General features: G+C 64.8%; 25 protein-coding genes. 16 read left to right on the forward strand and 9 right to left on the reverse strand.

Annotated elements, in window-relative coordinates:
• Positions 1-7 precede the first annotated feature (7 nt).
• Entirely contained in the window at positions 8-724 is a 717-nt protein-coding gene (locus ACVJ19_RS20845) for a peroxiredoxin-like family protein (protein WP_453950878.1), read from the forward strand.
• A 70-nt stretch (positions 725-794) separates the two neighbouring features.
• On the opposite strand, the gene ACVJ19_RS20850 is transcribed toward ACVJ19_RS20845, so the two are convergent.
• Positions 795-1682: a LysR family transcriptional regulator gene (locus ACVJ19_RS20850; RefSeq protein ID WP_453950879.1), complete on the reverse strand. Its 888-nt coding sequence runs from the start codon at positions 1680-1682 to the stop codon at positions 795-797.
• 198 nt (positions 1683-1880) lie between these two features.
• Here ACVJ19_RS20850 and ACVJ19_RS20855 point away from each other — a divergent pair, with 198 nt between their 5' ends.
• Complete coding sequence (locus ACVJ19_RS20855; protein ID WP_453950881.1) at positions 1881-3029, forward strand: patatin-like phospholipase family protein; 1149 nt, start codon at positions 1881-1883, stop codon at positions 3027-3029.
• Between the two features lie 92 nt (positions 3030-3121).
• Complete coding sequence (locus ACVJ19_RS20860; RefSeq protein ID WP_453950882.1) at positions 3122-4102, forward strand: oxygenase MpaB family protein; 981 nt, start codon at positions 3122-3124, stop codon at positions 4100-4102.
• A gap of 235 nt (positions 4103-4337) precedes the next feature.
• Here ACVJ19_RS20860 and ACVJ19_RS20865 read toward each other — a convergent pair whose 3' ends face one another.
• Together ACVJ19_RS20865 and glgA are read right to left on the reverse strand one after the other, a co-directional pair.
• Positions 4338-5327, reverse strand: coding sequence for an integrase core domain-containing protein (locus ACVJ19_RS20865; RefSeq protein WP_453950883.1), 990 nt, complete (start codon positions 5325-5327; stop codon positions 4338-4340).
• An 85-nt stretch (positions 5328-5412) separates the two neighbouring features.
• The gene (gene glgA, locus ACVJ19_RS20870; protein WP_453950884.1) at positions 5413-6828 is read right to left on the reverse strand and encodes a glycogen synthase GlgA; all 1416 of its coding nucleotides are present in this window, start codon (positions 6826-6828) and stop codon (positions 5413-5415) included.
• Between the two features lie 193 nt (positions 6829-7021).
• Between glgA and ACVJ19_RS20875 the strand changes: the two genes are divergently transcribed.
• The 8 genes from ACVJ19_RS20875 (at position 7022) to ACVJ19_RS20910 (ending at position 15997) form a co-directional block, all read left to right on the forward strand.
• Positions 7022-8218: a CaiB/BaiF CoA transferase family protein gene (locus ACVJ19_RS20875; protein WP_453950885.1), complete on the forward strand. Its 1197-nt coding sequence runs from the start codon at positions 7022-7024 to the stop codon at positions 8216-8218.
• A gap of 134 nt (positions 8219-8352) precedes the next feature.
• Complete coding sequence (locus ACVJ19_RS20880) at positions 8353-9888, forward strand: ABC transporter substrate-binding protein (RefSeq protein ID WP_453950886.1); 1536 nt, start codon at positions 8353-8355, stop codon at positions 9886-9888.
• A 7-nt stretch (positions 9889-9895) separates the two neighbouring features.
• Entirely contained in the window at positions 9896-10846 is a 951-nt protein-coding gene (locus ACVJ19_RS20885) for an ABC transporter permease (protein ID WP_018648238.1), read from the forward strand.
• Positions 10833-11705 carry an ABC transporter permease gene (locus ACVJ19_RS20890; RefSeq protein ID WP_453950887.1) on the forward strand — a complete coding sequence of 291 codons (873 nt, stop codon included), beginning with the start codon at positions 10833-10835 and terminating at the stop codon, positions 11703-11705. Before ACVJ19_RS20885 ends, ACVJ19_RS20890 begins: the two co-directional genes overlap by 14 nt.
• Positions 11702-12694, forward strand: a complete 993-nt coding sequence (locus ACVJ19_RS20895) for an ABC transporter ATP-binding protein (protein ID WP_453950888.1) — start codon at positions 11702-11704, stop codon at positions 12692-12694. Before ACVJ19_RS20890 ends, ACVJ19_RS20895 begins: the two co-directional genes overlap by 4 nt.
• Complete coding sequence (locus tag ACVJ19_RS20900) at positions 12691-13662, forward strand: ABC transporter ATP-binding protein (RefSeq protein ID WP_453950889.1); 972 nt, start codon at positions 12691-12693, stop codon at positions 13660-13662. Before ACVJ19_RS20895 ends, ACVJ19_RS20900 begins: the two co-directional genes overlap by 4 nt.
• 77 nt (positions 13663-13739) lie before the next feature.
• Positions 13740-14807: an alcohol dehydrogenase gene (locus tag ACVJ19_RS20905; RefSeq protein ID WP_453950890.1), complete on the forward strand. Its 1068-nt coding sequence runs from the start codon at positions 13740-13742 to the stop codon at positions 14805-14807.
• 110 nt (positions 14808-14917) lie between these two features.
• Positions 14918-15997: an isocitrate/isopropylmalate dehydrogenase family protein gene (locus ACVJ19_RS20910; protein ID WP_453950891.1), complete on the forward strand. Its 1080-nt coding sequence runs from the start codon at positions 14918-14920 to the stop codon at positions 15995-15997.
• 44 nt (positions 15998-16041) lie between these two features.
• Here the strand turns inward: ACVJ19_RS20910 and ACVJ19_RS20915 are convergent, their stop codons facing one another.
• Together ACVJ19_RS20915 and ACVJ19_RS20920 are read right to left on the reverse strand one after the other, a co-directional pair.
• A complete protein-coding gene (locus tag ACVJ19_RS20915; protein WP_453950892.1) occupies positions 16042-16323 on the reverse strand; it encodes a hypothetical protein in 282 nt (93 codons plus the stop codon).
• A 105-nt stretch (positions 16324-16428) separates the two neighbouring features.
• Entirely contained in the window at positions 16429-17274 is an 846-nt protein-coding gene (locus tag ACVJ19_RS20920) for an enoyl-CoA hydratase (RefSeq protein WP_453950893.1), read from the reverse strand.
• 145 nt (positions 17275-17419) lie between these two features.
• Between ACVJ19_RS20920 and ACVJ19_RS20925 the strand changes: the two genes are divergently transcribed.
• Positions 17420-17563 carry a hypothetical protein gene (locus ACVJ19_RS20925; RefSeq protein WP_456739421.1) on the forward strand — a complete coding sequence of 48 codons (144 nt, stop codon included), beginning with the start codon at positions 17420-17422 and terminating at the stop codon, positions 17561-17563.
• A gap of 132 nt (positions 17564-17695) precedes the next feature.
• Here ACVJ19_RS20925 and ACVJ19_RS20930 read toward each other — a convergent pair whose 3' ends face one another.
• Both ACVJ19_RS20930 and ACVJ19_RS20935 read right to left on the reverse strand, forming a co-directional pair.
• Positions 17696-18067, reverse strand: a complete 372-nt coding sequence (locus tag ACVJ19_RS20930; RefSeq protein ID WP_020608151.1) for a helix-turn-helix domain-containing protein — start codon at positions 18065-18067, stop codon at positions 17696-17698.
• Between the two features lie 30 nt (positions 18068-18097).
• Positions 18098-19144: a LysR family transcriptional regulator gene (locus tag ACVJ19_RS20935; RefSeq protein ID WP_453950894.1), complete on the reverse strand. Its 1047-nt coding sequence runs from the start codon at positions 19142-19144 to the stop codon at positions 18098-18100.
• 483 nt (positions 19145-19627) lie between these two features.
• Between ACVJ19_RS20935 and ACVJ19_RS20940 the strand changes: the two genes are divergently transcribed.
• The 4 genes from ACVJ19_RS20940 to ACVJ19_RS20955 all read left to right on the forward strand — a co-directional run bounded on the left by ACVJ19_RS20940 (position 19628) and on the right by ACVJ19_RS20955 (position 22999).
• Positions 19628-19894, forward strand: a complete 267-nt coding sequence (locus ACVJ19_RS20940; protein ID WP_211401495.1) for a hypothetical protein — start codon at positions 19628-19630, stop codon at positions 19892-19894.
• Between the two features lie 203 nt (positions 19895-20097).
• Positions 20098-20829, forward strand: coding sequence for a cytochrome c biogenesis protein CcdA (locus ACVJ19_RS20945; protein WP_439374061.1), 732 nt, complete (start codon positions 20098-20100; stop codon positions 20827-20829).
• A gap of 148 nt (positions 20830-20977) precedes the next feature.
• Positions 20978-21253: a hypothetical protein gene (locus ACVJ19_RS20950; RefSeq protein ID WP_453950895.1), complete on the forward strand. Its 276-nt coding sequence runs from the start codon at positions 20978-20980 to the stop codon at positions 21251-21253.
• 195 nt (positions 21254-21448) lie between these two features.
• The gene (locus ACVJ19_RS20955) at positions 21449-22999 is read left to right on the forward strand and encodes a peroxidase family protein (RefSeq protein WP_453950896.1); all 1551 of its coding nucleotides are present in this window, start codon (positions 21449-21451) and stop codon (positions 22997-22999) included.
• A gap of 139 nt (positions 23000-23138) precedes the next feature.
• Here ACVJ19_RS20955 and ACVJ19_RS20960 read toward each other — a convergent pair whose 3' ends face one another.
• Together ACVJ19_RS20960 and ACVJ19_RS20965 are read right to left on the reverse strand one after the other, a co-directional pair.
• Entirely contained in the window at positions 23139-24350 is a 1212-nt protein-coding gene (locus ACVJ19_RS20960; protein WP_453950897.1) for a 3-hydroxybenzoate 6-monooxygenase, read from the reverse strand.
• Between the two features lie 21 nt (positions 24351-24371).
• Positions 24372-24926 carry a MarR family winged helix-turn-helix transcriptional regulator gene (locus ACVJ19_RS20965; protein ID WP_453950898.1) on the reverse strand — a complete coding sequence of 185 codons (555 nt, stop codon included), beginning with the start codon at positions 24924-24926 and terminating at the stop codon, positions 24372-24374.
• Positions 24927-24947 lie beyond the last annotated feature (21 nt).

The raw sequence follows: 24947 nt of genomic DNA on the forward strand, positions 1-24947 counted from the left end.
GCGGAAGATGACGTCTCTTTCACCAACCGACGCCGAGCAGCTCAGGCTTGCCTTCCAGCGCTGCCGCGACATGGAGGGAACCCTGAACGAGCAGCTGCGCGCGTATGCCGATGCCAGCCGAAAGGTGTTTCCGGCCTATGGCGAGGCGGTCGATCGCCTGGTGGTGCGATTGAGCGGGAACGGCGGCGGCGAGACCGCACCGCGTCCCGGCGATGCGATGCCGCCGTTCATGCTGCCGGATGAAAGTGGAGCTCTCGTCGCGCTGCCCGCGCTGCTGGAGCGGGGCCCCGTCGCGGTGATGTTCTTCCGCGGACACTGGTGTCCCTATTGCCGGCTCAATGTCCGCGCCGTGGTGCAGGCGCAGGAGCGCATCGAGGCGATGGGCGCACAGGTCGTCGCGATCATGCCGGAGACGCAGGAATACACGCGGCAGGTCGAGGCCGACTCCGGCGCGGCCTTTCCGATCCTGACCGATCTCGACAACGGCTATGCGCTGTCGCTCAATCTCGCCATCTGGCTCGGCACCGAGATCCAGAGCCTGTTGTCCTATCAGGACATGGCGAGGTTCCACGGCAATGACGGCTGGATGCTCCCGATCCCGGCCGTGTTCGTCGTCGGCCGCGACGGACTGGTGAGGGCACGCTTCGTCGATCCGGATTTCCGCAAGCGGATGGAGATCGACGATCTGATCGCGGCGCTGGAGCGCGCGAGCCGGGAGAATTGAGCTTCGCTATGCGCTCTCTTCCATTCTCTCGTTGCGAGAGAAGGAAGAGCAGCGGCAATCGTTCTCGCAGCTACCCCGCAATCTCCCGCCAGTCTGCCCCGCGCAGCATCCGCATCACCGCATTGGCGACCGCCGTGCGCTGCCGGCCGGCGACGCCGTAGAGGCTGACGGTGCGGCGCGCATCGAGCCCGGCGACTGCCGCGCGTTTGATGCTCTCCGGCACCGGCGAGGTGCGCGGCATCATGGCGATGCCAATATCGGCCTCGACCAGCTCGATCAAATCGCGCTCGCTCGAAATCTCGTGGCCGTGATCGACGTCGATGCCGTGCTCGCGCAGGCTCGCGGAGATACGCCGGGAATGTTCGCAGTAATTCCGGCCGAGCAATTGCTCTGCGCGCAGATCATCCGGCTCGATCGTATCGCGCCCGGCGAGCCGGTGCTCCCGGCTGACGACGAGATCGAAGTCTTCCGTGAACAGCGGCCACACGTCGAGCCGCTCCCAGGCCTCGTCGATCTCGGCGGCGATGCCGAGCTCGGCTTCGCCCTTCTTCAGGAATTCACCGACCTCGCGGCTGGTCCCGCGCAGGAAGCGCAGCTCGAGCCGGTTGAACTGCCGCCTGATTTCGTTGAGATGCGGAATGAGCAGCGCCAGGTCGATCGAATGCGTCAGCGCGATGCGCAGCGCGCCGATCTCGCCGCTCCTGAACGAAGAGGCGAGCGAGTGCGCGCCGGTGGCGGCGTCGTAGCATTGCTTCAGCAGCGGATGCATGCGCTGGCCGAGCTCGGTCAGTTGTGCGGCCGGCCGTTCGCGGCGGAACAGGTCGCCGCCGAGCTCGGCCTCGAGCTGCTTGATCGCGCGCGTCAGCGAGGGCTGCGTCACGTTGCATTCCTCGGCGGCGCGGGTAAAATTCAAGAGCTGCGCCACCGCGAGGAAATAGCGGACCTGATGCATTTCCATGGATCGGCTCCCCAGCAGGATCGACCGGAATCTAGCCGATCCGGACAGGGAATGACATCCCGGGCGCGATAGCGCCTACGTATGGTTATGGAAGCCAGCCGGCATTTCCAAAAGGCCCGACAATTGCCGAGAACGGCAGGACGTAACAATGGCCTTACACCTGACGAATGATAACCATAGGCTCGACAGGAGCGAGACATGAACGGCAAGCAGGACAATTTGCAGCGTAAAGGTATGGACCTGCCTGGGCAGGTCGTGCTCGTGCTGCAGGGCGGCGGCGCGCTCGGCTCCTATCAGGCCGGGGTCTACCAGGCATTGCACGAGGCCGGCATCGAGCCGGACTGGATCATCGGCACGTCGATCGGCGCCATCAATGCGAGCCTGATTGCGGGCAACGCAAGGGAGCACCGGCTGGCGCGCCTGAGGGAGTTCTGGAAGCGGATGGAGCAGCAGCCGGTCTGGGACTGGCGCGCCGCGTTTCCCGGCTTCAACGAGAAGCTGGCCTATTGGTCGACGGTCACGCACGGTATTCCAGGCTTCTTCCGGCCCAATCCGCTGGCGCATGCCGGCGATTCATATCCGCTGGGTGCCGATCACGCGGGCTTCTATTCGACCGCGCCGCTGGAGAAGACGCTGAGCGAGCTGGTCGATTTCGATCTGGCCAATCGCTGCGCGCCGCGCCTGACGGTCGGTGCGGCTCATGTCGGCACCAGCGAAATGCGCTATTTCGACAGCCGTGACGGCGAACTGACGGTGAAGCATGTGATGGCGTCGGGCGCGCTGCCGCCGGCTTTTCCGGCGGTGCGCATCGACGGCGAACTCTTTTGGGACGGAGGCATCCTGTCGAACACCCCGACCGAAGCGGTGTTTGACGACAATCCACGCAGGGATTCGCTGATCTTTTCCGTGCATCTGTGGAATCCCGTCGGGCCGGAGCCGTCCACCATGGCGGAGGTGATGAACCGGCACAAGGACGTGCAATATTCCAGCCGTATCGCGAGCCAGATCGTGCGACAGCAGCAGGCCCATCGCCTGCGCCATGTCATCAACCAGCTCGCGGCGCGGCTGCCCGAGGGCGAGCTGAATGATCCCGCGGTGAGGGAGCTGATGAGCTACGGCTGCTCGACCCGCATGCATGTGGTACGGCTGCTGGCCCCGCAGCTCGAGCACGAGACCCATACCAAGGATATCGACTTCAGTCCGTCGGGGATCACGCGGCGCTGGCACGCCGGCTACGCTCACACGCGATCGGTGCTGTCGCGCAAGCCCTGGATCGGCGAGTTCGATCCGCTCGCCGGCGTGGTGCTGCACGAGCACACGGACGAGATGCCGATTGCGGCGGAGTGAGGGCCTCGTCCGTCGTTTGTTTCGGGCGGTGACCATGTCAAGGGCGCCCGGTCTGGGCTATTATCGCGGCGTCTTCGTCGCGAGACTCGCAAGTGGTCGTTGAGAAAGATCTGGAAGCGGCACTCGATCAGGTCCGCGCTGACGCAGCGGGCCCGGTTGCCGGCGTGTTCGGCCCTGATACGGTGACCTGGCAGATCGATCGTGAAGCCGTGAACTTCCTCGGCGCCGGCCGCGCGCTGCTGCTGCAACTGGCGCATCCCTGGGTCGCGGCCGCCATCGCAGAGCATTCCACAACCTTTGCCGATCCGATCGGCCGCTTCCATCGCACCTTCGACATCGTCTTTGCCATGGTGTTCGGCTCGCTCGACCGGGCGCTGCTGTCGTCGCGGCAATTGCACCGGCGCCACAGCATGATCGTCGGCGAGATGCCCGAGACTGTCGGTCCGTTCGCGGAAGGCTCGCGCTATTGCGCCAACGACATTCCGTCGCTGCGCTGGGTTCACGCCACGCTGGTCGACACCGCGCTGATGGCGCATGACCTCGTCCTGCCACCGCTCTCGGCGGAGGAGCGCGAGCGTTACTGGGCCGAGAGCCGGATGTTCGGTGCGCTGTTCGGACTGACGGCGGATGACCTGCCGGCGGACTGGGCGGGCTTTGCCGCTTACACCGCGGCGATGACGCAATCGGACACGCTGACGGTCAGCGCCGCGGCACGCGAGATCGCAACGCAGATTTTTGATGGCGCGCGTCCGTGGTTGCGTCCACCGCGCTGGTATCGCGCGGTCACGGCGAGCATGCTGCCGGAACGCTTGCGTGCAGGTTTTGGTTTTGAGCTTGACGAGCGCGAAGCCGGATCCGCCGACAGTGCGCTACGATGGATCAGGCGCCTCTATCCGAAACTGCCTGACAGGTTGCGCTATGTCGGTCCCTATCAGGAAGCGCAGGCGCGACTACGCGGAGAGGCGCATCCGGACTGGATGACCCGCTGTCTCAACCGCGCCTGGATCGGCCGGCCGCAGATGGATGTGCGCAGCGGGAGGTCGGGTGGTCCATCATCAGCTCCGTCATCCTGAGGTGCGAGTGGCGCGATGCGAAAGCACCGCGCCGGGAGCCTCGAAGGATGCACGGCCCCGCTGCAGCCGGGCCGTCGCCCTTCGAGGGCCGCTGAAGAAGCGGCCACCTCAGGGTGACGGTGATGGATGGGCACGCGCTGCTCTCCACATCGTCATTGCGAGCGCAGCGAAGCAATCCAGAATCCCTCCGCGGAAAGATTCTGGATTGCTTCGCTGCGCTCGCAATTGTCGATGTTCAATAATTCGCTGATTGGATCGCGGTGGTCTTGGTCGCGGCAAAGGTCTTGGGAGTTTGTCCCGCCAAGGCCTGATGGGGTCTGTGGTTGTTGTAGTAGACGAGGTACTCGAACAGTTCATTGGCGAAGTGGTCGAGGTTGTCGAAGGTCGCGCCGTCGATGACGTCGTCATCGAGGGTACGCCAGAAGCGTTCGACCTTGCCGTTGGTCTGCGGCCGATAGGGCCTGGTGTAGCGGTGTTTGATGCCGAGCTCGAGCAGCATGGCCTCGAACGGATGCTCGCCCGGCTTGGTGCGGGCGGCGAACTCGGCGCCGTTGTCGGACAGGATTTCCTGGAAGACGAGCCCATAGGTGACGTTGAGGGTGTTGATCATCTTCAGGGTCTTGAACATGACCGGCAGCGCCTTCTTGGATGTCAGGACCTCGGCCCAGGCCAGACGCGAGCAGCTGTCGATCAGGCTGATGATGTAGGCCGTGACCGGGGGTGGCGCGAGGAACATATCGCGCGGCAATTGATGCAGATCGACGTGGCCCAGCTCCCCGAGCTTGTCCTTGATAATACGGCGTTTCTCCTCACGCATCGCCGGCGTGCGGTGGTTCAGGCGGTAGTGTTTCAGCACCCGGTAGATCGTGATCGGCGAAGGTACCGTGTCGCGCGTTTCGCGCAAGACGGCATGAATCTCATAACGGTTCATCCCCCGTTTGCGATGGGCGACGATCTCCGCCTCGATCCCTTCCGGCTCGCGCCGTTCCCGCCACTTCGGGCCGCGCCGCCGCGGCAGCAGATCCGCGTCCTCGCCGCTCTGCAGATAGCGATTGTAATACTTGCGGAACGTCTGCGAGCAGGTCCCGTGGTGCCGGTAGAAGTCGCCGACCCGCTCGAACAGCGGCGATCGGCCAGCCTTCACCGCCTCATACTCCGAAATCAGAAAGCGCCACTTGTGCAGATAGTTGCGTTCAACCGTTCGGTCATAGCTGTTGTCTCGCATCGGATCGTTCCTCCGCTGGAGCGATCCAATCAGCGAATTAGTGAACATGCACAGCAATGACGGAGTGTGCCGAAACGCCCCAGCCTCACACCGACGCCAGCTTCCGATACAGCGCGCTGTAGCTGCCGGCCGAGATGCTCCAGGAGAACGATCGTCCCATGGCGCTGCGGCGCATGGTGTCGAGCTGGTCCTGCGCCATGAACGCCGAGAAGGCGCGGCGGACGCCGCCGAGGAAGGATTCGTGCGAAGGCTTCGAGAACAAAAAGCCGGTCTCGCCGTCGCTGATGGTCTCGGCAAGTCCGCCGGTCTGGTGGCCGATCGGCAATGAGCCGAAGCGCTGGGCGTACATCTGGCTGAGGCCGCAGGGCTCGAACCGCGACGGCATCAAGGTGAAGTCGCTGCCGGCAAAGATGCGCCGCGCCTGGGCGTCGTTGAAGCCGATCGCGACACCGATGGCGTCGGGACGGCGACGATGGGCGTTGATCAGCGCCTGCTCGAGCGCCGGCTCACCGGAGCCGGTGACCACGATCTGCCCGCCGGCATCGATGATCTCGTCGGCCGCCGCCAGCACGAGGTCGATGCCCTTCTGGTGCACGAGGCGGGCGACGATGCCGAACATCGGTCCGCGCGACACCGCAAGCCCGAACTGCTTGCGGACGTAATCCGCATTGGCCCTCTTGCCGACCCAGTCGCCGGCGCCGAACTGCTGGGCGAGCTGCGCGCAATAACGCGGGTCCCAGCTCTCGTCGATTCCGTTGAGGATGCCGGTGAGCTCGGCCGCATCGGAGCGCAGGCGGAGCAGGCCCTCGAGGCCGCAGCCGAATTCGGCCGTAGTGATCTCGCGCGCATAGGTGCCGCTGACGGTGGTGAGATGCGAGGCGTAGACGAGGCCCGCCTTGAGGAAGGAGACCTGATCGTAGAACTCGACGCCGTCGATGTGGAAGGAGCTCTCCGGTGCGCCGATCCGCCGCAGCGCCTCCTTCGGGAAGAGGCCCTGGTAGGCAAGGTTGTGAATGGTCAGGATCGACGGCAGCCTGGCGCCGCGCCAGGCGAGATAGGCCGGCACGAGGGAAGCCTGCCAATCGTTGGCATGGATCAGGTCCGCTGCCCAATTCTTGTCCAGCTTGCCCATGGCAAGCTCAGCGGCTGCCGAGGCGAAGCGCGCGAAGCGGATGTCGTTGTCGGGCCAGTCGTGCCCGGCCTCATCGCCATAGGGATTGCCGGGCCGGTCGTAGAGTTGCGAGCACAGCAGCACGTAGACCGGCAGGCCGTCCTTGGTCGCGGCACGGCCGAGCGAGCAGGCCGGCATCTCCGCAAACGGCGGGCAGCGGCCGACAATCTGGATATGCGTGAGCTGCTCGATGATGTCACGATAGCCGGGCAGCATGATCCGGATATCGGCGAAGGGACGTAGCGCTCGGGGAAGGGCGGCGGAAACGGCTCCGAGTCCGCCGACGCGGACGAAGTCGTCCATCTCTGTCGTAACGAACAAGACCCTCAAGAGCTGCCCTCTTCCGATCCCGTTTGCTGCTATGCAAGAACGGGTCCAGTTGCTCCGGAAATTCTCCAGCTTCCCGCAAGACGCGTCTGTTCGGTAAAGACTTTCCTACTCAGCCTCCGCCCTCTAGGGTCGCCGCACCAACAAGAGAGAACATCCATGGTTCCTGAGGGAGCCCCAGGGAGACGCGGCACGCATGCAGCTACCAGATAAGCGTAAGGGGACGACGACAAAGGCTTTCGCGGGCCTGCGGGTCCTGGATTTTTCGACCACGATCGCCGGTCCGCACTGCGCGCGCATGCTAGCCGACATGGGCGCCGAGGTCATCAAGATCGAGACCGATGGTGGGGAGACGATGCGGACCCGGCCGCCGCTGCGCAAGGGCTGCAGCACCGCGTTCGGCCAGCTCAATGTCGGCAAGAAGAGCCTGGTGCTTGACCTCAAATCCGAGGATGGCAGGGACGCCGTCTACCGGCTGGCTGCGACCGCCGACATCCTGGTCGAGAACTTCCGCCCCGGCGTGATGCACCGGCTGCGGCTCGACTATGACAGGCTGCGTGCGGTCAACGAGAGGCTGATCTACTGCTCGATCTCCGGCTACGGCCAGACCGGCCCCTCGGCCGAGCTGCCGGCCTATGCGCCGGTGATCCATGCCGCCTCCGGCTACGACATGGCGCATCTCGCCTACCAGCCCGGCCGTCACAGGCCCGACTATTGCGGCATCTATCACGCCGACGTTGTCACCGGCACCTACGGCTTCGGCGCGATTGCGTCCGCGCTCTATCAGCGCACCGTGACCGGGCTCGGCCAGCACATCGACGTCTCGATGCTGGAATCGATGCTGACCTTGACCCTGACCGAGTTGCAGAGCTCGCAATTCGCGGTGGCGCCGCCGCCCCGTCCGATGTTCGGGCCGACCGAGACGGCCAGCGGCTATGTCATGATCACGGTCGCCAGCGAGAAGACGTTCCAGGCCTTGATGGGGGTGATCGGCCGTCCCGAATGGGTCTCCGATCCACGCTTTGCTACCTACGCCCCGCGCCGCGAGAACTGGGCGGCGTTGATGGACGGTGTCGAGATCTGGTCGCGGCAGCTTTCGACCGATGCATGCCTCCTCGCGCTCGGCGCCGCGGGCGTGCCGGCCTCGGCCTATCGCACCGTGTCAGAGGCGCTGGCCGATCCGCAGCTTGCGCATCGCCAGGCGCTCTCCGAGGTGCGTGACGAGGGCGGCTCGTTCCAGGTGCTCAACCTGCCGTTCCGGATGTCGGGGGCCGACACGACGCCGGCCACGACGGTGTCCGTGCTCGGCGCGCACACCGATGCATTGCGCGACGAGATCGGCCTTGCCGACAAGGCGCCAATTCCGTCAGGCAAAACGGCCGCGACATCCTGAGCAACATGACGCCGCGCGCATGCGGCGTTTGATCTCTCGTGTGTTCCTCTTGCCGTGGCGAGCATTTGTCGCCAAGCTCGCTTCCCGAGTCATCAACGATCCGAAACATCGGACGAGGGATCCCGGGAGGAACCATGACGAAGATTGCTGCCGCGGCGCGCAAGCACGTGCCGATTTTCCTTGTTGCGGCATTTGCGCTTGTCTCGCCTGCGCAGGCGCAAAAATCGGGCGGCAGCATCACCGTCGGCCAGGAGCTCGACATCCCCGGCTTCGATCCGCTCAAGGTCGGCGTCTACGACACCTCGACCTTCACCGCGGCCGCCGCGATCTTCGACACGCTGACCACGCTCGACGACAAGGGCGAGGCCGCGCCAAAGCTCGCGGTGTCGTGGACGCATTCCGACGACTACAAGAGCTGGACCTTCAAGCTTCGCGAGGGCGTGAAATTCCACGACGGCACGCCGTTCAACGCGCAAGCCTTCAAGGAGAATTTCGACCGGCAGAAGGACCCCGCCAACAAGTGCCGCTGCGCCTTCTACATCACCAACGTCAAGGAGGTGCTGGCGCCGGACGAATACACAATCGTCTACAATCTCACCGACCCCTCGGTGAATCTGCCGGCGGTGATCACGATCCAGAGCCAGAACAATGCGGTGCATTCGCCGACCGCCTGGAAGACCAAGGGTGACGACTACAATCGTAATCCCGTCGGCACCGGTCCGTACATCCTGAAATCATGGACCGCCGGCGACCGTATGGTGCTGGAGAAGAACCCGAATTACTGGGACAAGCGCCGTCCCTATCTCGACCGCATCATCCTGAAGCCGCTGCCCGATGCGCAGTCGCGCTTCGCCTCGCTGCAATCGGGCGAGGCCGACATCATCTGGGACGACGAGAACGACGCCGACAACATCATGAAGGCGCAGAAGGACCCCAAGCTCACCGTGCACACCTACAAGGGCTCGGGTGCCGCGGTCTACGCCTTCAACACCAAGGTGGCGCCGTTCGACGACGTCCGCGTGCGCCAGGCGCTGGTGATGTCGATCGATCGTCCAAAGATGTCGCAGGCGATCAGCAACGGCCTGAGCCGGCCTGCGAGCAATCCCTACGGCGACGGCTCCTGGGTCAAGTGCAAGGATGACGGCGCGCTGCCGTTCGACCTCGAGAAGGCCAAGGCGCTCCTCAAGGACTACGGCAAGCCGGTCGAGTTCAAGATGCTGGTGAGCGCAACGCCGCGCGGCCGCATGATCGGCCAGGTGCTCCAGCAATTCTGGAAGCGCGCCGGCGCCAACATGGAGATCGAGCAGGTCGATCAGGCGACGATCCCGCCGCGCGGCTTCACGCGTCAGTTCCAGCTCATACCCTGGCGCATCGTCGATCTCGCCGATCCAGATCCGCAGATGTATGCGAACTTCCGCAGCGGCAGCCCGCTGGCGCTCTCCAACTTCGCCGATCCGGAGCTCGACCGGCTGCTCGACCATTCCCGCGTCACCGCCGACACCGCGGCGCGGATCGAGGATTATTGCGCCATCAGCCGCCTGATCAACAAGGAGGCGATCTGGTTCTGGACCTTCCAGAACACGTACTATGCGCTGTCGAGCGCCAGGCTGAAGGGCTTTCCAAAGATCTACAACGGCGTGATCGACGTCTCGACCACCTGGCTGGAATGAAAGCGCGATGCTGAACTTCGTCGTGCGGCGGCTGCTTGCCATCCTGCCGGTGCTGCTTGCCGTCTCGCTGCTCACCTTCCTGATCGCCTCGCTGCTCCCCGGCGATCTCGCCTTCGTCATCCTCGGCGACCAGGCGACGCCGGAGAATGTCGCGGCGCTGCGCCGTGACATGGGGCTCGACCAGCCGCTGTGGTGGCGTTACCTGAGCTGGCTCGGCCACGTCCTGCAGGGCGATCTCGGCCGCTCGTTCCGCACCGGTCAGACCGTGCTACAGGCGGTCGCCGAGCGCATTCCGGTCTCGCTTCAGCTGATGCTGATGGCCGAGTTCATCGGGCTCCTGATCGGCGTTCCCGTCGCGATCGCCTGCGCCGCGCGCGCCGGCGGCGCCTTCGACCGCTTCATGACCGGCAGTGCGTTCGCGATGCTGTCGATGCCGTCCTTCCTGATGGCGATCCTCTTGATCTATCTGTTCGCGGTCGAGCTGCACTGGCTGCCGGCGACCGGCTATGTCCCGTTCACCGAGGAGCCGCTGGCAAATTTGCGCTTCTTCGTGCTGCCCGCGCTGACGCTGGCCCTCGCCGAATGGCCTGGAATCATGCGGGTGTTGCGCTCCGACATGATCGCGACCTTGCAGGAGGACTATATCGCGCTCGCAAAGGCAAAGGGCCTTAAGCCATCGCGCATCCTGTTCGTGCATGCACTCAAGCCCTCGTCGCTGACGCTGGTGACGGTGACGGGCATCAATATCGGCCGCCTGCTCGGCGGCACGCTGATCGTGGAATCGATCTTCGCGCTGCCCGGCATCGGCCGGCTGCTGGTTGGCGCCATCTATACCCGCGACCTCGTCATTCTCCAGGGCGTGGTGCTGCTGGTCGCCTGCGGCTTCGTCATCGTCAATTTCATCGTCGACATGCTCTACGCCGTGCTCGATCCGAGGATCCGCCATGGCCACGCTTGAGTTGTCGATGCAGGACGAGGCCGTATCTGCGCCGGTGCGACGCGGGCGCAAGCTCGGCTTGTTGTTCTGGCTCGCGAGCGGCTGGCTCGCGATCATCCTTGCACTCGCGATCCTGGCACCGGTGCTGCCGCTGCAGAACCCTGTAGACATGGACATGCTGGAGCGCCGCGCCGCGTTCTCCACCGAGCACTGGCTCGGCACCGACGGGCTCGGCCGCGACGAGCTCGCCCGCCTGATCTTTGGCGCGCGCGTTTCGCTGACGGTCGGACTGATTGCGCCGATGATCGGACTCGTGTTCGGCGGTGCGCTCGGCCTGCTCGCCGGGTATTTCCGCGGGCGGTTCGAGACGCTGGTGGTCGGCAGCATGGACGTGCTGCTGGCCTTTCCGCCGCTGATCTTCGCGCTCGCGGTGACCGCCTATCTCGGCCAGTCCGTTCCCAATCTCACTGCGATCCTCGGCGTGCTCGGCATCCCCGCCTTCATGCGGGTGGCGCGCGCGGCGACGCTGACGCTGGCGCGGCGCGAGTTCGTGATTGCGGCCGAGGCGCTGGGTGCGAGCCATGCGCGCATCCTCGTGCGCGAGTTGCTGCCGAACGTGATCCTGCCGCTGCTCGCCTTCTTCCTGCTCGGCGTCGCCGTCACCATCGTGGTCGAGGGAGCGCTGTCCTTCCTCGGCCTCGGCGTGCCGCCGCCGATGGCGAGCTGGGGCAGCATGATCGGGGAGGGGCGCGACAGCCTCGACGTCGCGCCGCGGCTCGCCTTCCTGCCCGCGGCCGGACTGTTCCTGACCGTGCTGGCGTTCAACCTCGTCGGCGACACCTTGCGGGCGCTCACGGACCCGCGTCAGGGGGCGCTGTGAGCACGCCGCTCTTGACCATCGAGGATGTCGCGGTCGAGCTGCCGACCCCGCGCGGAAACCTGCGCGCCGTCGATCATGTCGATCTCTCGCTCGAAGCCGGGCGCACGCTCGGCATCGTCGGCGAGTCCGGCTGCGGCAAGACCATGCTGTCGCGCGCGGTGCTTCAGCTGCTGCCGAAGAAGGCCAAGCTGACGGGCCGCGTGATGTTCGACGGCCATGACCTGGTGCGGCTCGATCGCGAGAGCTTGCGACAGCTGCGCGGGGGCGACCTCGCGGTGGTGTTCCAGGATCCCATGACCTCGCTCAACCCGGTGCTGACCATCGGCACCCAGCTGATGGAAACGATCCAGGAGCATCTCGAGCTCGACGCCGCCGCGGCGAAGGCGCGCAGCATCGAGCTGCTGGCGGCCGTCGGCATTCCCGCGCCGGAGCAGCGGCTCGCGCAATATCCACATCAATGCTCCGGCGGCATGCGCCAGCGCATCGCGATCGCGATCGCGCTGTCCTGCGAGCCGAAGCTCTTGATCGCGGACGAGCCCACCACGGCGCTCGACGTCACCATCCAGGCGCAGATCCTCGACCTGCTCGCGCGCGAGCAGCGCCGCCGCCACATGGCGATGATCATCATCACCCACGACCTCGGCGTCGTCGCCGGTCGCGCCGACGAGGTCGCGGTGATGTATGCGGGCAGGGTGGTGGAGCGCGCGCCGGCGCAGGCGTTGTTCAAGCGCATGCACATGCCCTACACCGAGGCGCTGCTGGCGGCGATCCCGAAGCTGGAGACCGCACCGCATACGCCGCTGCCGGCCATCTCCGGTCGTCCGCCCGATCCGACGCGGCCGCTGAAGGGCTGCTCCTTCGCGCCGCGCTGCCGTTATGCCACTGGGCGCTGTCACGAAGCCAAGCCCGAGCTGAAGGGCGCGGAGATGCCTGATCATCTCTATGCCTGCTTCCACCCGATCCGGATGACCGAGGAGATCGGCGCATGATGCAGCTTGCCGTGCGCGATGCGCCGCTTCTCGACGTCGACAATCTCGTCGTCGAATATGGTCTCGGCAACAAGACGGTGCACGCGGTGTCCGGCGTCAGCCTTCAGGTCGCGCGCGGCGAGACGCTGGGGCTGGTCGGCGAATCCGGCTGCGGCAAGTCGACGCTGGGGCGCGCGGTGCTGCAATTGCGCCGCGCCAAATCCGGCCGCGTGCTGTTCGACGGCGAGGACCTCACCGCGATGGAGGGCGAGGCGCTGCGCAGGATGCGCCGCCGCGTGCAGCTGATCTTCCAGGACCCGATCGCCTCGCTCAATCCGCGCCGCCGCATCGGCGACATCGTCGCCGAGCCGCTGATCATCGCCGGTGTCAAGGATGCCGCCGAGCGCAAGCGGCGCGTGCACGAGGTGCTCGCTGCGGTCGGGCTCGACCCTGATCTCGTGGTACACCGCCTGCCGCACGAATTCTCCGGCGGCCAGTGCCAGCGCATCTGCATCGCGCGGTCGCTGGTGCTCAACCCCGAATTCATCGTCTGTGACGAGCCGGTCTCGGCGCTCGACGTCTCTATCCGCGCGCAGATCCTCAATCTGCTGGAGGAGATGAAGACGCGCTTCGGCCTGACGCTGCTGTTCATCGCGCATGACCTCGCGGTGGTCAAAGCGGTCAGCGACCGCGTCGCGGTGATGTATCTCGGCCGGCTCTGCGAGGTCGGGCCCTCGGAGCAATTGTTCGCAAGGCCCGCGCATCCCTACACCGGCCTGTTGCTGCAGGCGATCCCGGTGCCCGATCCGGACGTGCGTCCCGCCGAGAGTGTGGCGACCGGCGAGCCGCCATCGCCGATTGCACCGCCGTCCGGCTGCCGCTTCCGCACCCGCTGCCCGCGCGCCGATCAGCGATGCAGCGCGGAGATACCGGAGTTGCGCGAAGTCGCACCCGGCCAGTTCGCCGCTTGCCACCATCCGCTGGCCTGAACTAAGACCGGTTTGTCTGGCCTCGCCTGCCATGGCATGGTGAGGCCGAGAACGAGAAGCATGCCGGGAGGACGCCGATGAAGAGTTTTAAGGTCACCGATTTCAAGGCGCCGCTGCAGGAGTTCGACGAGGCGACGCCGCAACCCTCGGGCACGCAGGTGCTGATCAAGGTGAAGGCCGCCGGCGTCTGCCACAGCGACCTCCACATCTGGGAAGGCGGCTATGATCTCGGCCACGGCCGCAAGCCGCTGTCGCTGAAAGACCGCGGCATCAACCTGCCGCTGACCATGGGCCACGAGACCGTCGGCGAAGTCCTCGCCTTCGGCCCCGACGTGAAGCCGACCGACCAGGGCGATGTCAAGCTCGGCGATGTCGGCCTGGTCTATCCCTGGATCGGCTGCGGCAAATGCGCGACCTGTCTTGGCGGCGACGAGAACATGTGCCTGACGCCGCGCTCGCTCGGCGTCTATTGCGACGGCGGCTATTCCGACCACATGCTGGTGCCGCATCCGCGCTACCTGCTCAATCTGAAAGGCCTCGATCCCGCGACGACCGCGCCCTATGCCTGCTCGGGCGTCACCACCTACAGCGCGCTGAAGAAGGTCGAGCAGCATTTCGACACGCCGATCGTGATGTTCGGCGCCGGCGGCCTCGGCCTGATGGCGCTGTCGCTGCTCAAGGCGATGGGCGGCAAGGGCGCGATCATGGTCGACATCGACGCCAGGAAGCGCGAAGCGGCCGAGAAGGCCGGCGCGCTCGCCACCATCGATCCCAAGGCGCCGGATGCGCTGGAGCAGCTTGCGAAGAAGGCGGGCGGGCCGATCCGCGCCGTGATCGACCTCGTCGGCAACTCCGCCACGACACAGCTCGGCTTCGACTGCCTGACCAAGGGCGGCAAGCTCGTCATCGTCGGCCTGTTCGGCGGCGGCGCGACCTGGGCGCTGCCGCTGATCCCGATCAAGGCGGTGACGATCCAGGGCAGCTATGTCGGAAATCTGCGCGAAACGCAGGAGCTGCTCGATCTCGTTCGCACCAAGAAGGTGCCGCCGATCCCGGTGACGACGGCCCCGCTCGCGAAAGCCAACGAGGCGCTGGTGCAATTGCAGCAGGGCGCGGTGGTCGGCCGAACCGTGCTGACGCCGTAGTAATTTCCGTCATTCCGGGGCGGTCCGAAGGACCGAACCCGGAATCTCGAGATCCCGGGTTCGGCTCTTCGCGCCGCCCCCGGGATGACGCATCCGATACAGGAACCCCCATGTCCGCAAACAACGCCTTCCACATTGCCGTGCTCGCCGGTGACGGCATCGGTCCCGAAGTCATGGCGCCGGCGCTCGAGGTGCTGCGCAAGGTCGGCGAGAAATCCGGCCTCGGCTTCCGGTTCACCGAGGCGCCGGCCGGCGCCAACAATTATCTCGCCACCGGCAAGTCGATGCCGGATACGACGATCAAGCTGTGCGAGGAGGCGGACGCGATCCTGTTAGGGGCCTGCGGCCTGCCGTCGGTGCGCTACCCTGATAATACCGAGATCGCGCCGCAGATCGAGCTGCGCTTCATCTTCGATCTCTATGCCGGCGTGCGGCCGGCGCGCCTCATTCCCGGCGTGCCGAGCCCGATCGTCGGCGCGGACAAGCGCGGCATCGATCTCGTCGTGATCCGCGAATCCACCGAGGGCCTGTTCGCCTCGATGGGCAAGGGCGTCGTCACCCACGAGGATGCGCGCGAGACCATGGTGATCACGCGGCGGACGTCCGAGCGTCTGTTCGAGTTCTCGTTCCGCCTCGCCGAGCGGCGCAAGGCGCGCGGCAAGCCGGGCGCACTCACCTGTGTCGACAAGGCGAACGTGTTCAAGGCCTTTGCATTCTTCCGCGGCATCTTCGACGAGATCGAGAAGAAGCATCCTGATGTGAAGACCGACCGGCTCTATGTCGACGCCTGCTCGGCGATGCTGGTCAAGCGTCCCTGGGATTTCGACGTGATGGTGATGGAGAACATGTTCGGCGACATCGTCTCCGACATCACCGCGAGCCTGATCGGCGGCCTCGGCATGGCGCCGTCCGCCGACATCGGCGACAAATATGCCGTGTTCCAGCCCTGCCACGGCACCGCGCCTGACATCATGGGGCAGGGCAAGGCCAATCCCACCGGCATGATCCTGTCGGCGGCGATGATGCTGGACTGGCTCGCCGAGAAGCATGGCGTGGAGAGTGCGGCGGAAGCCGGCGAGCAAATCGAGCGCGCGGTGGACGGGGTCTATGCCGGCGGCATCAAGCCGATGGAGTTCGGCGGCAGCAATGGTACCGCGGATATCACGAAGGCGGTGCTTGCGGCACTGTAGTCAACGCGCGCGTGAAAAAGGGGCCCTCGAGGCCCCTTCGTCGTTTACCAGCGACGCCAGTGGCGGTGGCCGTAATAGCCATATGGCCGTGGCCCGTAGAAGCGGCGCGGGCCGTAGTAGCCATAGGCACCGTAATAGTTCGGTCGCCACCAGCAGCGGCCCCAGGCATTGCAGACCATGCGGACCTGATCGATGTTGGCGGCCGGCCCGCTTGCGATCCGATCGGCCTGCGGAATGCCGTTCGGCATCGCAGCGAGCGCTTGCCCCGACGCCAGCGCGGCGCCGCCCAGCGCAGCGAGACCGAGAACAGCAAATTTGAGTTTCATCGCACTCTCCCTCATTGGTGGCGGAAGAACTTGCGACGGATCAATTGGTTGCTATCGCAGCGCAGGAGACAGAGGAATTTAATCTTCCTGAATGTCGGTTCAGCTTCACCGCCCCGAAAACCGCGGCTTGCGCTTCTCCATGAACGCCTGCCGGCCCTCGCGGAAATCCGCGCTGTCCATGCATGCGGTGCCGATCGCCTTGATCGCGTCCATGTCGCGTGCGCTCTCGTCCTTCAAGGCCTGCGCGATGGTGATCTTGGCGGCCTTGATCGCGAGCGGGGCGTTCTGCGAGATCGTCTCGGCAATCGCCATGGTCTCGCCCCAGAGCTCGCCCTCCGGGAGCACGCGCTCGACGAGGCCGATGCGCAGCGCCTCGGCGGAATCGATGCGCATGCCCGTGTACATCAGAAGCCGCGCCCAGGACGGGCCGACCAGCGACACCAGGTGCTTCAAGCCGTCATAGCCATAGGCGATGCCGAGTTTCGCCGCAGGGATGCCGAACTGGCTGTCGCGCGAAGCGATACGGATGTCGGCGAGCATCGCGACCTGCATGCCGCCGCCGAGGCAAAAACCCTGGATGCAGGCGATGGTCGGCTTCGGATAGTCGGCAAGCAGTGCGCGCTGGGCGACGCTGCGCCTGGCATATTCCTCGGACGCCGCGGCGTTGTGACGGGTCTTTTCGAACTGGCTGATGTCGGCCCCCGATACGAACGCCTTGCCGCCCGCGCCGCGCAGGATCACAACCCGCACGGCGTCGTCGTCGCGCAGGGCCGTGAGCGCCTCGCCAAACCCCTCCCACATCTCCAGCGACATCGCGTTGCGCTTGTCGGGATTGTTGAAGGTGATCACGCCGACGCCATCAGTGGCGTGCTGGAGGATCTTGCCGTCGGCGTAGGATTTTTCGTTGGAGATGTCGGCATCGCGCGCTCGCGTGTTGTTGGCGAGGCGCAATGTGCGGCCGGGCTGAGGCCACGGTCAACCGCGGCAGGGATGCGGCTTTGCATCCGTCTGTGCCGCGATTGCATGGCGCGGCTGCTGTCGCGCCAGATCCTACTGCGTCACGTGCATGTGCGCGGCCAGTGGATGGCCGGCGGCCTTGCCGAAGAACGCCGCCTCTGTCGTGCATGTAGACCGAATAGGAATTCGGCATGTCGATCTTGACCGCGCCGAGCGCGTTGAAGGTGCCGTTGTGCTGGAAAAGGGCAAGAAAAAGGGGCGGTCAGGCCGCCCCGAAAAATGAAGGCCGCGCGCGGACGGCGCGCAGGTCAGATCTCATTCAGAAGATCCGATCCAGTCGATCTCGTCCAATCCGGCCGCGCCCCCGCGACGCGGCGGATTGAACATGGCCGTCAAGGCCAGGCCGTCGATCGGCTCAGCTTTCGTTGGCCGCGATCGATTCCATCAGCGAGACGAGCTGACGCTGCACCGTCTGGTCCTTGATCTTGCTGTAAGCGCGCAGCAGGCGGAGGCTGAAAGCCGAGTCGAGGAAGAGCAGGCTCTCGACTTCGCGCGCCTTGTTGTCGCCGTCGTAGAAGAAGGTCACGGGCACGTCGAGGGCGGAGGCGATCTGCTGCAGGCGGGCTGCGCCGACGCGATTGACGCCCTTCTCGTATTTCTGGACCTGCTGGAAGCTCACGCCGAGCTTTTCGCCGAGCTCGGCCTGCGAGATCTTCATCTCGACGCGCCGCAGACGGATCCGCTTGCCAAGCTCAATGTCCGGCTTGCCGGCACTGCGCTGCTTCATTCTTTTCGCCGCTGTTTTCATAGTCGTTTCTCACCGTTCTTCGGTTGAAAATCCCCCGAAGAGCTGGGTCAGGGGTTCGCCCATATACGAGTCCTTGAATTCATGCGGGTGCACGAACTCTTCCTTAAACCACGGGAAGCGGGCCGGATTGAAAGCCTCGATCAGCCAGTCAATCATGTGCCGCACGCGGGGAATCCGGCCGCTACCGGGATGGTAGGACAACCAGATATCCAGCGGTCGGTTCAACTCGACCTCCAGTGGAATCAACTTCCCGCCAAGCGCAATGGCGTAGCTCGGGAAGACGCCGATTCCGGCGCCGTTCGCGACCGCCCAGTAGTTGGCGCTTGAGACGTTGGTCTTCATGACCAGAAGGTCACGCTCCGAAACGCCCGGGAAGAAGCTCTCGAAAGATTCCTTGGCGGCGAGCTGGTCGGCGAATTGCAGCACCAGGCGGTGCTTGATCAATTCCGCCGCGGAGCGCGGCGCGCCGTGTTTCGCGATGTATTTCTCGGAGGCCCAGAACATCAGATGCATGCGGCCGAGCCGCACCAGCTTGACGTCGAGGGCCGAAGGCCGGGACAGGTGGATGGCGACGTCCGCTTCGTGGCGCGAGACGTCGGCCGAGCGCATCGCGCAATGCAGGTCGACCAGGATCTTCGGATAAGCCTGCTGGAATTCGACCAGGCGCGGAGCGAGCCAGAACGTGCCGAGACCTTCGGTGACGGCAACGCGAACCTCGCCGGACAGGGCATTGCCCGTCGAATCGCTGGTGCGCAGCACGTCGAATGCGGCCGCTTCCATCCGCTCGACCGCGGAGACCACCACCGCGCCTTCGTCGGTCAGATGGGTGCCGTGGACGTCGCGGGTGAAGAGAGTGGTGCCGGTCTGACGCTCGAAATCATCGATCCGGCGGCGGACGGCGTTGATCGACAGCGACAAACGTTCAGCCGCCGAGCGGAAACTTCCACAACGGACGACTTCCAAGAATATGCGGGCCGTGTCCCAATCGGAGAGGCCGCTGATATTTGTCTTTGGGCGTTCTTCCAGCGGAACGCCCCTTTCCGCCAAGGAGTGCATACAATTCCCTTCGGATTGCTAAACTGGCAGAATCTGGCGCAAACCACAACCACGGCGGGTTGCGGGGTGACGAGTTTTGAACGTCATCCTTACTGGCTCGCGAGTGGTATTTGGGTGCGGCTACGGCTGGGAATCGGGCAAACGATCGCTCGAATTGAGGGGTGTCGCGTGAGTTCCGTTGCGAGCCTTGAGATGGCTGCGGGATTGTCGGCGCTGTCCGCAATGAACGTCCTTGCGCATGTGGCGCTTCCAACTCCCGGACTGGATCAATCACAGCGCAACGGGCGTTCTGTCCCTGGCCGCTTCAACGATGGCCAAGAGTGCGGCGGTGGGATGTTCGCCGGAACCACGGATTCAGCGCAGAAACACATTGAAATCATGTTCAGAGGCGCGGCGGCCTCGTGTTATCCTTGGTCTCCCATGGGGGCCAAAGGGGTCGTCGCAAATACGTCTCGCAGGCCGAATTAACGGAAAGAACGCCCGGTGTCGCATTCAGACGAACAGTTGCAGTCGGTGCTGGAAACGCTCGAGGAGTGCCGCAGGGCGCTCAACGAGATGAACAGTCGTGAGTCGGCCGAGCTGCTGTCGATTGTCATCCTCGACGTACGGATGAAGCTCAAAGGAATTGATAGCGCCGATCTCAAGGCGCTGTGCGACGAAATGCTGCGGAACGCCGGAAGCGAACCGCAGCCCCCTTCCAAGCAGACGCAGGACCAGCCCCGGCGTCCGCTGCTCCGCGTGGTGAAGTAGCCGCGCCGCCGAGTCTCGCTTTTTGGCGAGATTTGTGCGCGTCCCGATGCCGCATCTGTGATCACGGACGGCATCGGGAGGAGCCCTGGTTTTGTGCGCCTCTGTTGCGCATTCTCCGGCATCGGCTACACCAGAGCCGGTGCTCCGGGCCGCGCGCATTTCCCGCGTGCCGCGCCGGGGCCTGAGATGGCTCCGACTGCATCATGCAAAATGTTTCGATCCCGGCGGCGCTGATTGCCGGCCTCGTCAGCTTCCTCTCCCCTTGCGTCCTGCCGCTGGTTCCGCCCTACCTGATCTATCTCACGGGCGCGACGATCGAGCATGTCGAGAGCGAGGAGCCGGCATCGGCGTCCAAGCGCGCGATCATGATGTCGGCGCTGCTGTTCGTGCTCGGCTTCTCCACGGTGTTCGTGGCGCTCGGCGCCAGCGCCTCGCTGATCGGCGGGCTGATCCGGGCCTGGTCGGCCGAATTGTCGATCCTCGCCGGCATCGTCATCATCATCATGGGCCTGCACTTCCTCGGCTTGACGCGCATTGGCCTCTTGATGCGCGAGGGCCGGCTGCCGATCCCAAGACCCGTCGGCCTCTGGGGCGCCTACATCATGGGGCTCGCCTTCGCGTTCGGCTGGACGCCCTGCATCGGCCCGATCCTGGCTGCGATCCTCTCGATCGCCGCGGCCGAAGCCACGGTGACGAAGGGCGCGGGGCTGCTCGCGGTCTATTCCGCCGGCCTCGGCATTCCCTTCCTGATCGCCGCGCTGATGATCGAACAATTCTCCACGCTGTTCGCGCGCATGAAGGGCCAGCTCGTCAATGTCGAGCGCGCCATGGGCGTGTTGATGGTGATCACCGGCATCGGCTTTCTCACCGGCGCGGTCTCGAATGTGAGCATCTGGCTGCTCGAGACCTTCCCGGCGCTGCAGACGATCGGGTAGGGCGCAACCAACCGGCGGGCGAGGACCGGGTTTTCACGGATGGAACCTGAAAGGATCGCCGGTCATGCTCACGCTGAGGAGCGGCTGAATAACAACCTTTCCGGTCCCGGGACGTTGGAGTTAGGGACAACCGCATGGTGGAGATCACGTGACCAAGACACTGCGCCTAGAACCCCTGTCGAACAACGCGGCCTTGGTCGCCTGGCAATTCGTCGGTCAACCATTGCAGGATTGGCCGAGTTGGGTTCAGTCGATCTGCTCGCTGCACAAGGATGCCGAAGGAAAGTTCGAGCTTCGCCACGAGCGGCGCAGCGGCACGCAGATTGTCTATCTCGGCGAGTGGCTCGTGAGGGATCTAGACGGCGGCGTGGATTTCTACACGGACGCCGAGATCTGGGCGCGGTTCGCCGCGAAGCGATCGTAATCAACAGCGCGTGTTCAGGTGGGGCAAAACGCCTCGCTGATGATGCTCTCTGCAGAATACAATCTGTGGTAATATTTCGTGTTACTGCACCCAGAGGGGTAATTTTCGAAAACCTATACTGACACGAGAATTTTGGAACAATCGACAAACTTCCTCGCCCCTCTCCCTTTTCAGCATTTCAAGCAGGAGCAAGCGATGGGAACCGACGTGAACGTTCAGCCCGGTCACGGCAAAGCCGGACGTCAGCCGACGCGGCAATTTCTGGATACGCTTTCCGGACATGACGATCCGGGCATGTTTGGCCGGATGTTTCCGGCCCTCGAGCCGCTCGCGGTCGACGATGGTCCGCTTCATGAACTCGCCGATGCAATGAAGGATCCCGCTCCCGGCGATGCTGCGGGAAACAACGCCAACGTGCCCGCCGGCTTCACCTATCTCGGGCAATTCGTCGACCACGACATCACTTTGGATTTGACCTCCTTTGGCGACAAGGAGGCCGATCCGATGGCCGTGCAGAATTTTCGTACGCCGGCGCTCGATCTCGACAGCGTATACGGCCTCGGTCCCGACGGAAGCCGTCACCTGTACGCGCGCAATTCGGCGGGCGACAACGGCAAGACTCCGGGTCCGAAACTCCTGATCGGCAAGACCGTCAACGTCGATAGCATCACGGGAGATCATCGCAACGATCTTCCGCGCAGTCCCGAGGGCTTTGCCCTGATCGGCGATCATCGCAACGACGAGAACCTGCTCGTCGCGCAAACCCATCTTGCTATGCTGAAATTTCACAACAAGGTCTGCGATCAGCTGGCGGCGTCAGGCAAGCCGCCGGGAGAGATATTCGAGGAAGCGCGCCGGATCGTGACCTGGCACTATCAATGGATGGTCCTGCACGATTTCGTCGAGCGGATCACCGAGAAGGGACTGGTTGCGAAGATTCTGGAGCAGGGGCGACGCTTCTACCGCTTCAAGAAGACGCCCTATATGCCGGTCGAGTTTTCCGCGGCCGTCTATCGGCTCGGCCACAGCATGGTTCGCCAGGTCTACAGCCACAACAGAATCTTCACGCCCGGGCCAGGCGGCCTTACGCCCGCGACGCTCGACCTGCTGTTCAGGTTTACCGGGCTCTCCGGCGGGATCATCGGAGATCTCGCGCCCAATCCGATTCAGCCGCCGCTTCCTCTTCCGGTGCTTTCGAGCAACTGGATCATCGACTGGCGGCGCTTCTATGCGGTCCTGCCGTCCAATCCGCCGGGTGTGGCACTCAATTCATCTCGCAAGATCGACCCGTTCGTCGTGCCGCAACTCCACACCTTGCCGGGTGACGGCGGCAGCCTGCCGTTCCGCAATCTCAAGCGCGGCGTGCTGCTCGGATTGCCGTCCGGGCAGGACGTGGCCAGGGCCATGAAGATCAAGAATCCGCTGACGCCGGCCGAAATCTCGAAGGGGAGCGACGGTGCGGTGGCGAAGAAGCATGGTCTGCACGAGCACACCCCGCTCTGGTACTACATCCTCAAGGAAGCGGAGCAGCGCGGCGGCGGTGAAAAGCTGGGGCCGGTCGGTGCGACGTTGCTTGCCGAGGTTTTTGTCGGCCTCGTCCATGGCGATCACCAGTCGTACCTTTGGGTCAAGGGCAAGAGCTGGAAGCCGACGCTTCCGTCGCAAGTGCCGGGCGAATTCACCATGGCCGACCTGCTGCGCTTTGTCGGAGATATCAGTCCGATCGACGGCATCTCGACCGTCTAGACGTTCGGCGATTGGCCGGCCACGCGCATGAAGCTGGGCCACGAAGTGGCCCGGCTCGCCGCGAAGCGCGACAGCGCTTCGCGGTCGATCTAGATGCCGAACCCGGGACGGGCACGCGAACGGTGCCTCCCGCATGCGCTCAGGGCTGCGCGAGCCGTCTTATTGAATCCCGTTCCGGGAACGGGGACTGGTAGAGCCAGGCCAGGTTGTCGCAGAAGCGCTCAAGGCTGGTCTCGCGCATGAGCTGATTGCGCAGCAGCGCGTGGACGCCCGCCGGATGATAGACGTGCTCGCCGAGCTCGCGCGCCTGGAGCTGGACCCGCGCGGTGCGCAGCAGCCGGGCATTCCTGTAGCGCTCGAGCGCGTGGGCGACCTCTCCTTCCGTCTCGTCGAGCTCCTCGGCGAGGCAAACCGCATCCTCCAGCGCCATGCAGGCCCCTTGCGCGAAATATTGCAGCATCGGATGCGCGGCATCGCCCAGCAGCACGACGCGGCCGTCGGTCCAGCGATCGGTCGGGTCGCGATCGCAGGTCACCCAGGCCTTCCAGTCCCTGCCGTGATGAATAATCGCCTTCGCGCGGGGATGCACGTCGCGAAAGCCCTCGAGCACCTCGTCATGGGTCACGGGCCTGGCGGCGAACGCCTCGACGGGATCGTTGTGGCAGGTGATCGCGAGGTTGAACACCTTCCAGCCTGACAGCGGGTAGTGCACGAGATGGCACTTGGCGCCGGCCCACAGTGTCGCCGCGTTCCAGCGCAGGTCCTCCGGCATCTGCTCGGTCGGGATCACCGAACGATAGGTGGTGTGGCCGGCGATCCGCGGCGCGCCGTCGCCGACCATCTGCTGGCGGATGCGGGAACGGAGTCCGTCTGCGCCGATCAGCAAACATCCGCCGACGCGCTCGCCGGACCTCAGCAGGGCCGTGGCCCGCGAACCATCCTGCTCATAGCCGACGACGTCGCAGTCGGCTCGCAGCGTGACGTTCTCATGCGTCTCGCAGGCGCGGACGAAGATGCCGTGCAAATCGCCGCGATGAACCACGGCATAGGGATTGCCGAAGCGACGGCGGAAATAGCTGGTCAGATCGATGCTCGTGATCTCTTCCGCCGAGATCGCGTCCATCAGGCGGAGCTGATCGATGAACACGGCGATCTGCCGCGCCGCATCTCCGAGCGCGAGGCGATCGAAGGTATGGAACGCATTCGGACCGAGCTGAATGCCGGCGCCGATTTCCTGATAGCGCGCCGCACGCTCGAGGACCGTGACCTGGAAACCCTTCTGCGCCAGCGCGATTGCTGCCGCAAGTCCGCCAATGCCGCCGCCTGCAATGATGATGGGATCCTGTCGCATGGCCTCTCCTCGGTCGTTTCCCTATTTTCGTGATGTCTTGCCGCGCGGCGGGTTGGTCTTCGCCTTTGCCTCGGGCCGTTCGTCGCGGGATTCCTTCGGCCGTGCCGGTGCCGGCACCTTGATCAGCCCGGCCTCGACTTCCTGCTCGAGCCGGTCGATGTTGTGGTAGAGCTCCACCAGCACGCGCTTGAGCTCGGCCGCTTCCTTCGCGGACATGCTTCCGGTGACGACCTCTTCATAATAGGCGGCGAGCGGCATCAGGCGTCCCGCGAGCTCCGCACCCTTGGGCGTCAGCGCGACCTGAAGGCTGCGCTGGTCGTTCTCCGGCCGGTCGCGCGTCAACAGGCCGACGCGGCTCATCTCCGCGACGATGCGCGACAGGGTGGACACGTCGGCCGAGGTGAGTTCGGCGATCTCGCCGAGGCGCAACGGGTGTCCTTGCTCCGAAAGCGCAGCGAGCACACGGTACATCGGCAGCGTCAACTTCTCGTGACGGATCACGCGCGCGAAGAGATCGCCCATGCGGACGCCGAGCCGGGCGAGCAGATAGGGCAGCGAATTCGAAAATCGATACATGAGTTTAGGTCCGGGCTTGGG

The sequence above is a fragment of the Bradyrhizobium sp. USDA 376 genome (genome assembly GCF_054063675.1).

Coding starts and splice junctions, on each gene's coding strand:
- ACVJ19_RS20945 (WP_439374061.1), top strand. CDS start 20,098: ATGCAAAATGTTTCGATCCCGGCGGCGCTGATTGCCGGCCTCGTCAGC.
- ACVJ19_RS20930 (WP_020608151.1), bottom strand. CDS start 18,067: ATGAAGCAGCGCAGTGCCGGCAAGCCGGACATTGAGCTTGGCAAGCGG.
- ACVJ19_RS20915 (WP_453950892.1), bottom strand. CDS start 16,323: ATGAAACTCAAATTTGCTGTTCTCGGTCTCGCTGCGCTGGGCGGCGCC.
- ACVJ19_RS20890 (WP_453950887.1), top strand. CDS start 10,833: ATGGCCACGCTTGAGTTGTCGATGCAGGACGAGGCCGTATCTGCGCCG.
- ACVJ19_RS20885 (WP_018648238.1), top strand. CDS start 9,896: ATGCTGAACTTCGTCGTGCGGCGGCTGCTTGCCATCCTGCCGGTGCTG.
- ACVJ19_RS20905 (WP_453950890.1), top strand. CDS start 13,740: ATGAAGAGTTTTAAGGTCACCGATTTCAAGGCGCCGCTGCAGGAGTTC.
- ACVJ19_RS20875 (WP_453950885.1), top strand. CDS start 7,022: ATGCAGCTACCAGATAAGCGTAAGGGGACGACGACAAAGGCTTTCGCG.
- ACVJ19_RS20865 (WP_453950883.1), bottom strand. CDS start 5,327: ATGCGAGACAACAGCTATGACCGAACGGTTGAACGCAACTATCTGCAC.
- ACVJ19_RS20845 (WP_453950878.1), top strand. CDS start 8: ATGACGTCTCTTTCACCAACCGACGCCGAGCAGCTCAGGCTTGCCTTC.
- ACVJ19_RS20900 (WP_453950889.1), top strand. CDS start 12,691: ATGATGCAGCTTGCCGTGCGCGATGCGCCGCTTCTCGACGTCGACAAT.
- ACVJ19_RS20850 (WP_453950879.1), bottom strand. CDS start 1,682: ATGGAAATGCATCAGGTCCGCTATTTCCTCGCGGTGGCGCAGCTCTTG.
- ACVJ19_RS20910 (WP_453950891.1), top strand. CDS start 14,918: ATGTCCGCAAACAACGCCTTCCACATTGCCGTGCTCGCCGGTGACGGC.
- ACVJ19_RS20855 (WP_453950881.1), top strand. CDS start 1,881: ATGAACGGCAAGCAGGACAATTTGCAGCGTAAAGGTATGGACCTGCCT.
- ACVJ19_RS20880 (WP_453950886.1), top strand. CDS start 8,353: ATGACGAAGATTGCTGCCGCGGCGCGCAAGCACGTGCCGATTTTCCTT.
- ACVJ19_RS20960 (WP_453950897.1), bottom strand. CDS start 24,350: ATGCGACAGGATCCCATCATCATTGCAGGCGGCGGCATTGGCGGACTT.
- ACVJ19_RS20935 (WP_453950894.1), bottom strand. CDS start 19,144: ATGCACTCCTTGGCGGAAAGGGGCGTTCCGCTGGAAGAACGCCCAAAG.
- ACVJ19_RS20965 (WP_453950898.1), bottom strand. CDS start 24,926: ATGTATCGATTTTCGAATTCGCTGCCCTATCTGCTCGCCCGGCTCGGC.
- ACVJ19_RS20955 (WP_453950896.1), top strand. CDS start 21,449: ATGGGAACCGACGTGAACGTTCAGCCCGGTCACGGCAAAGCCGGACGT.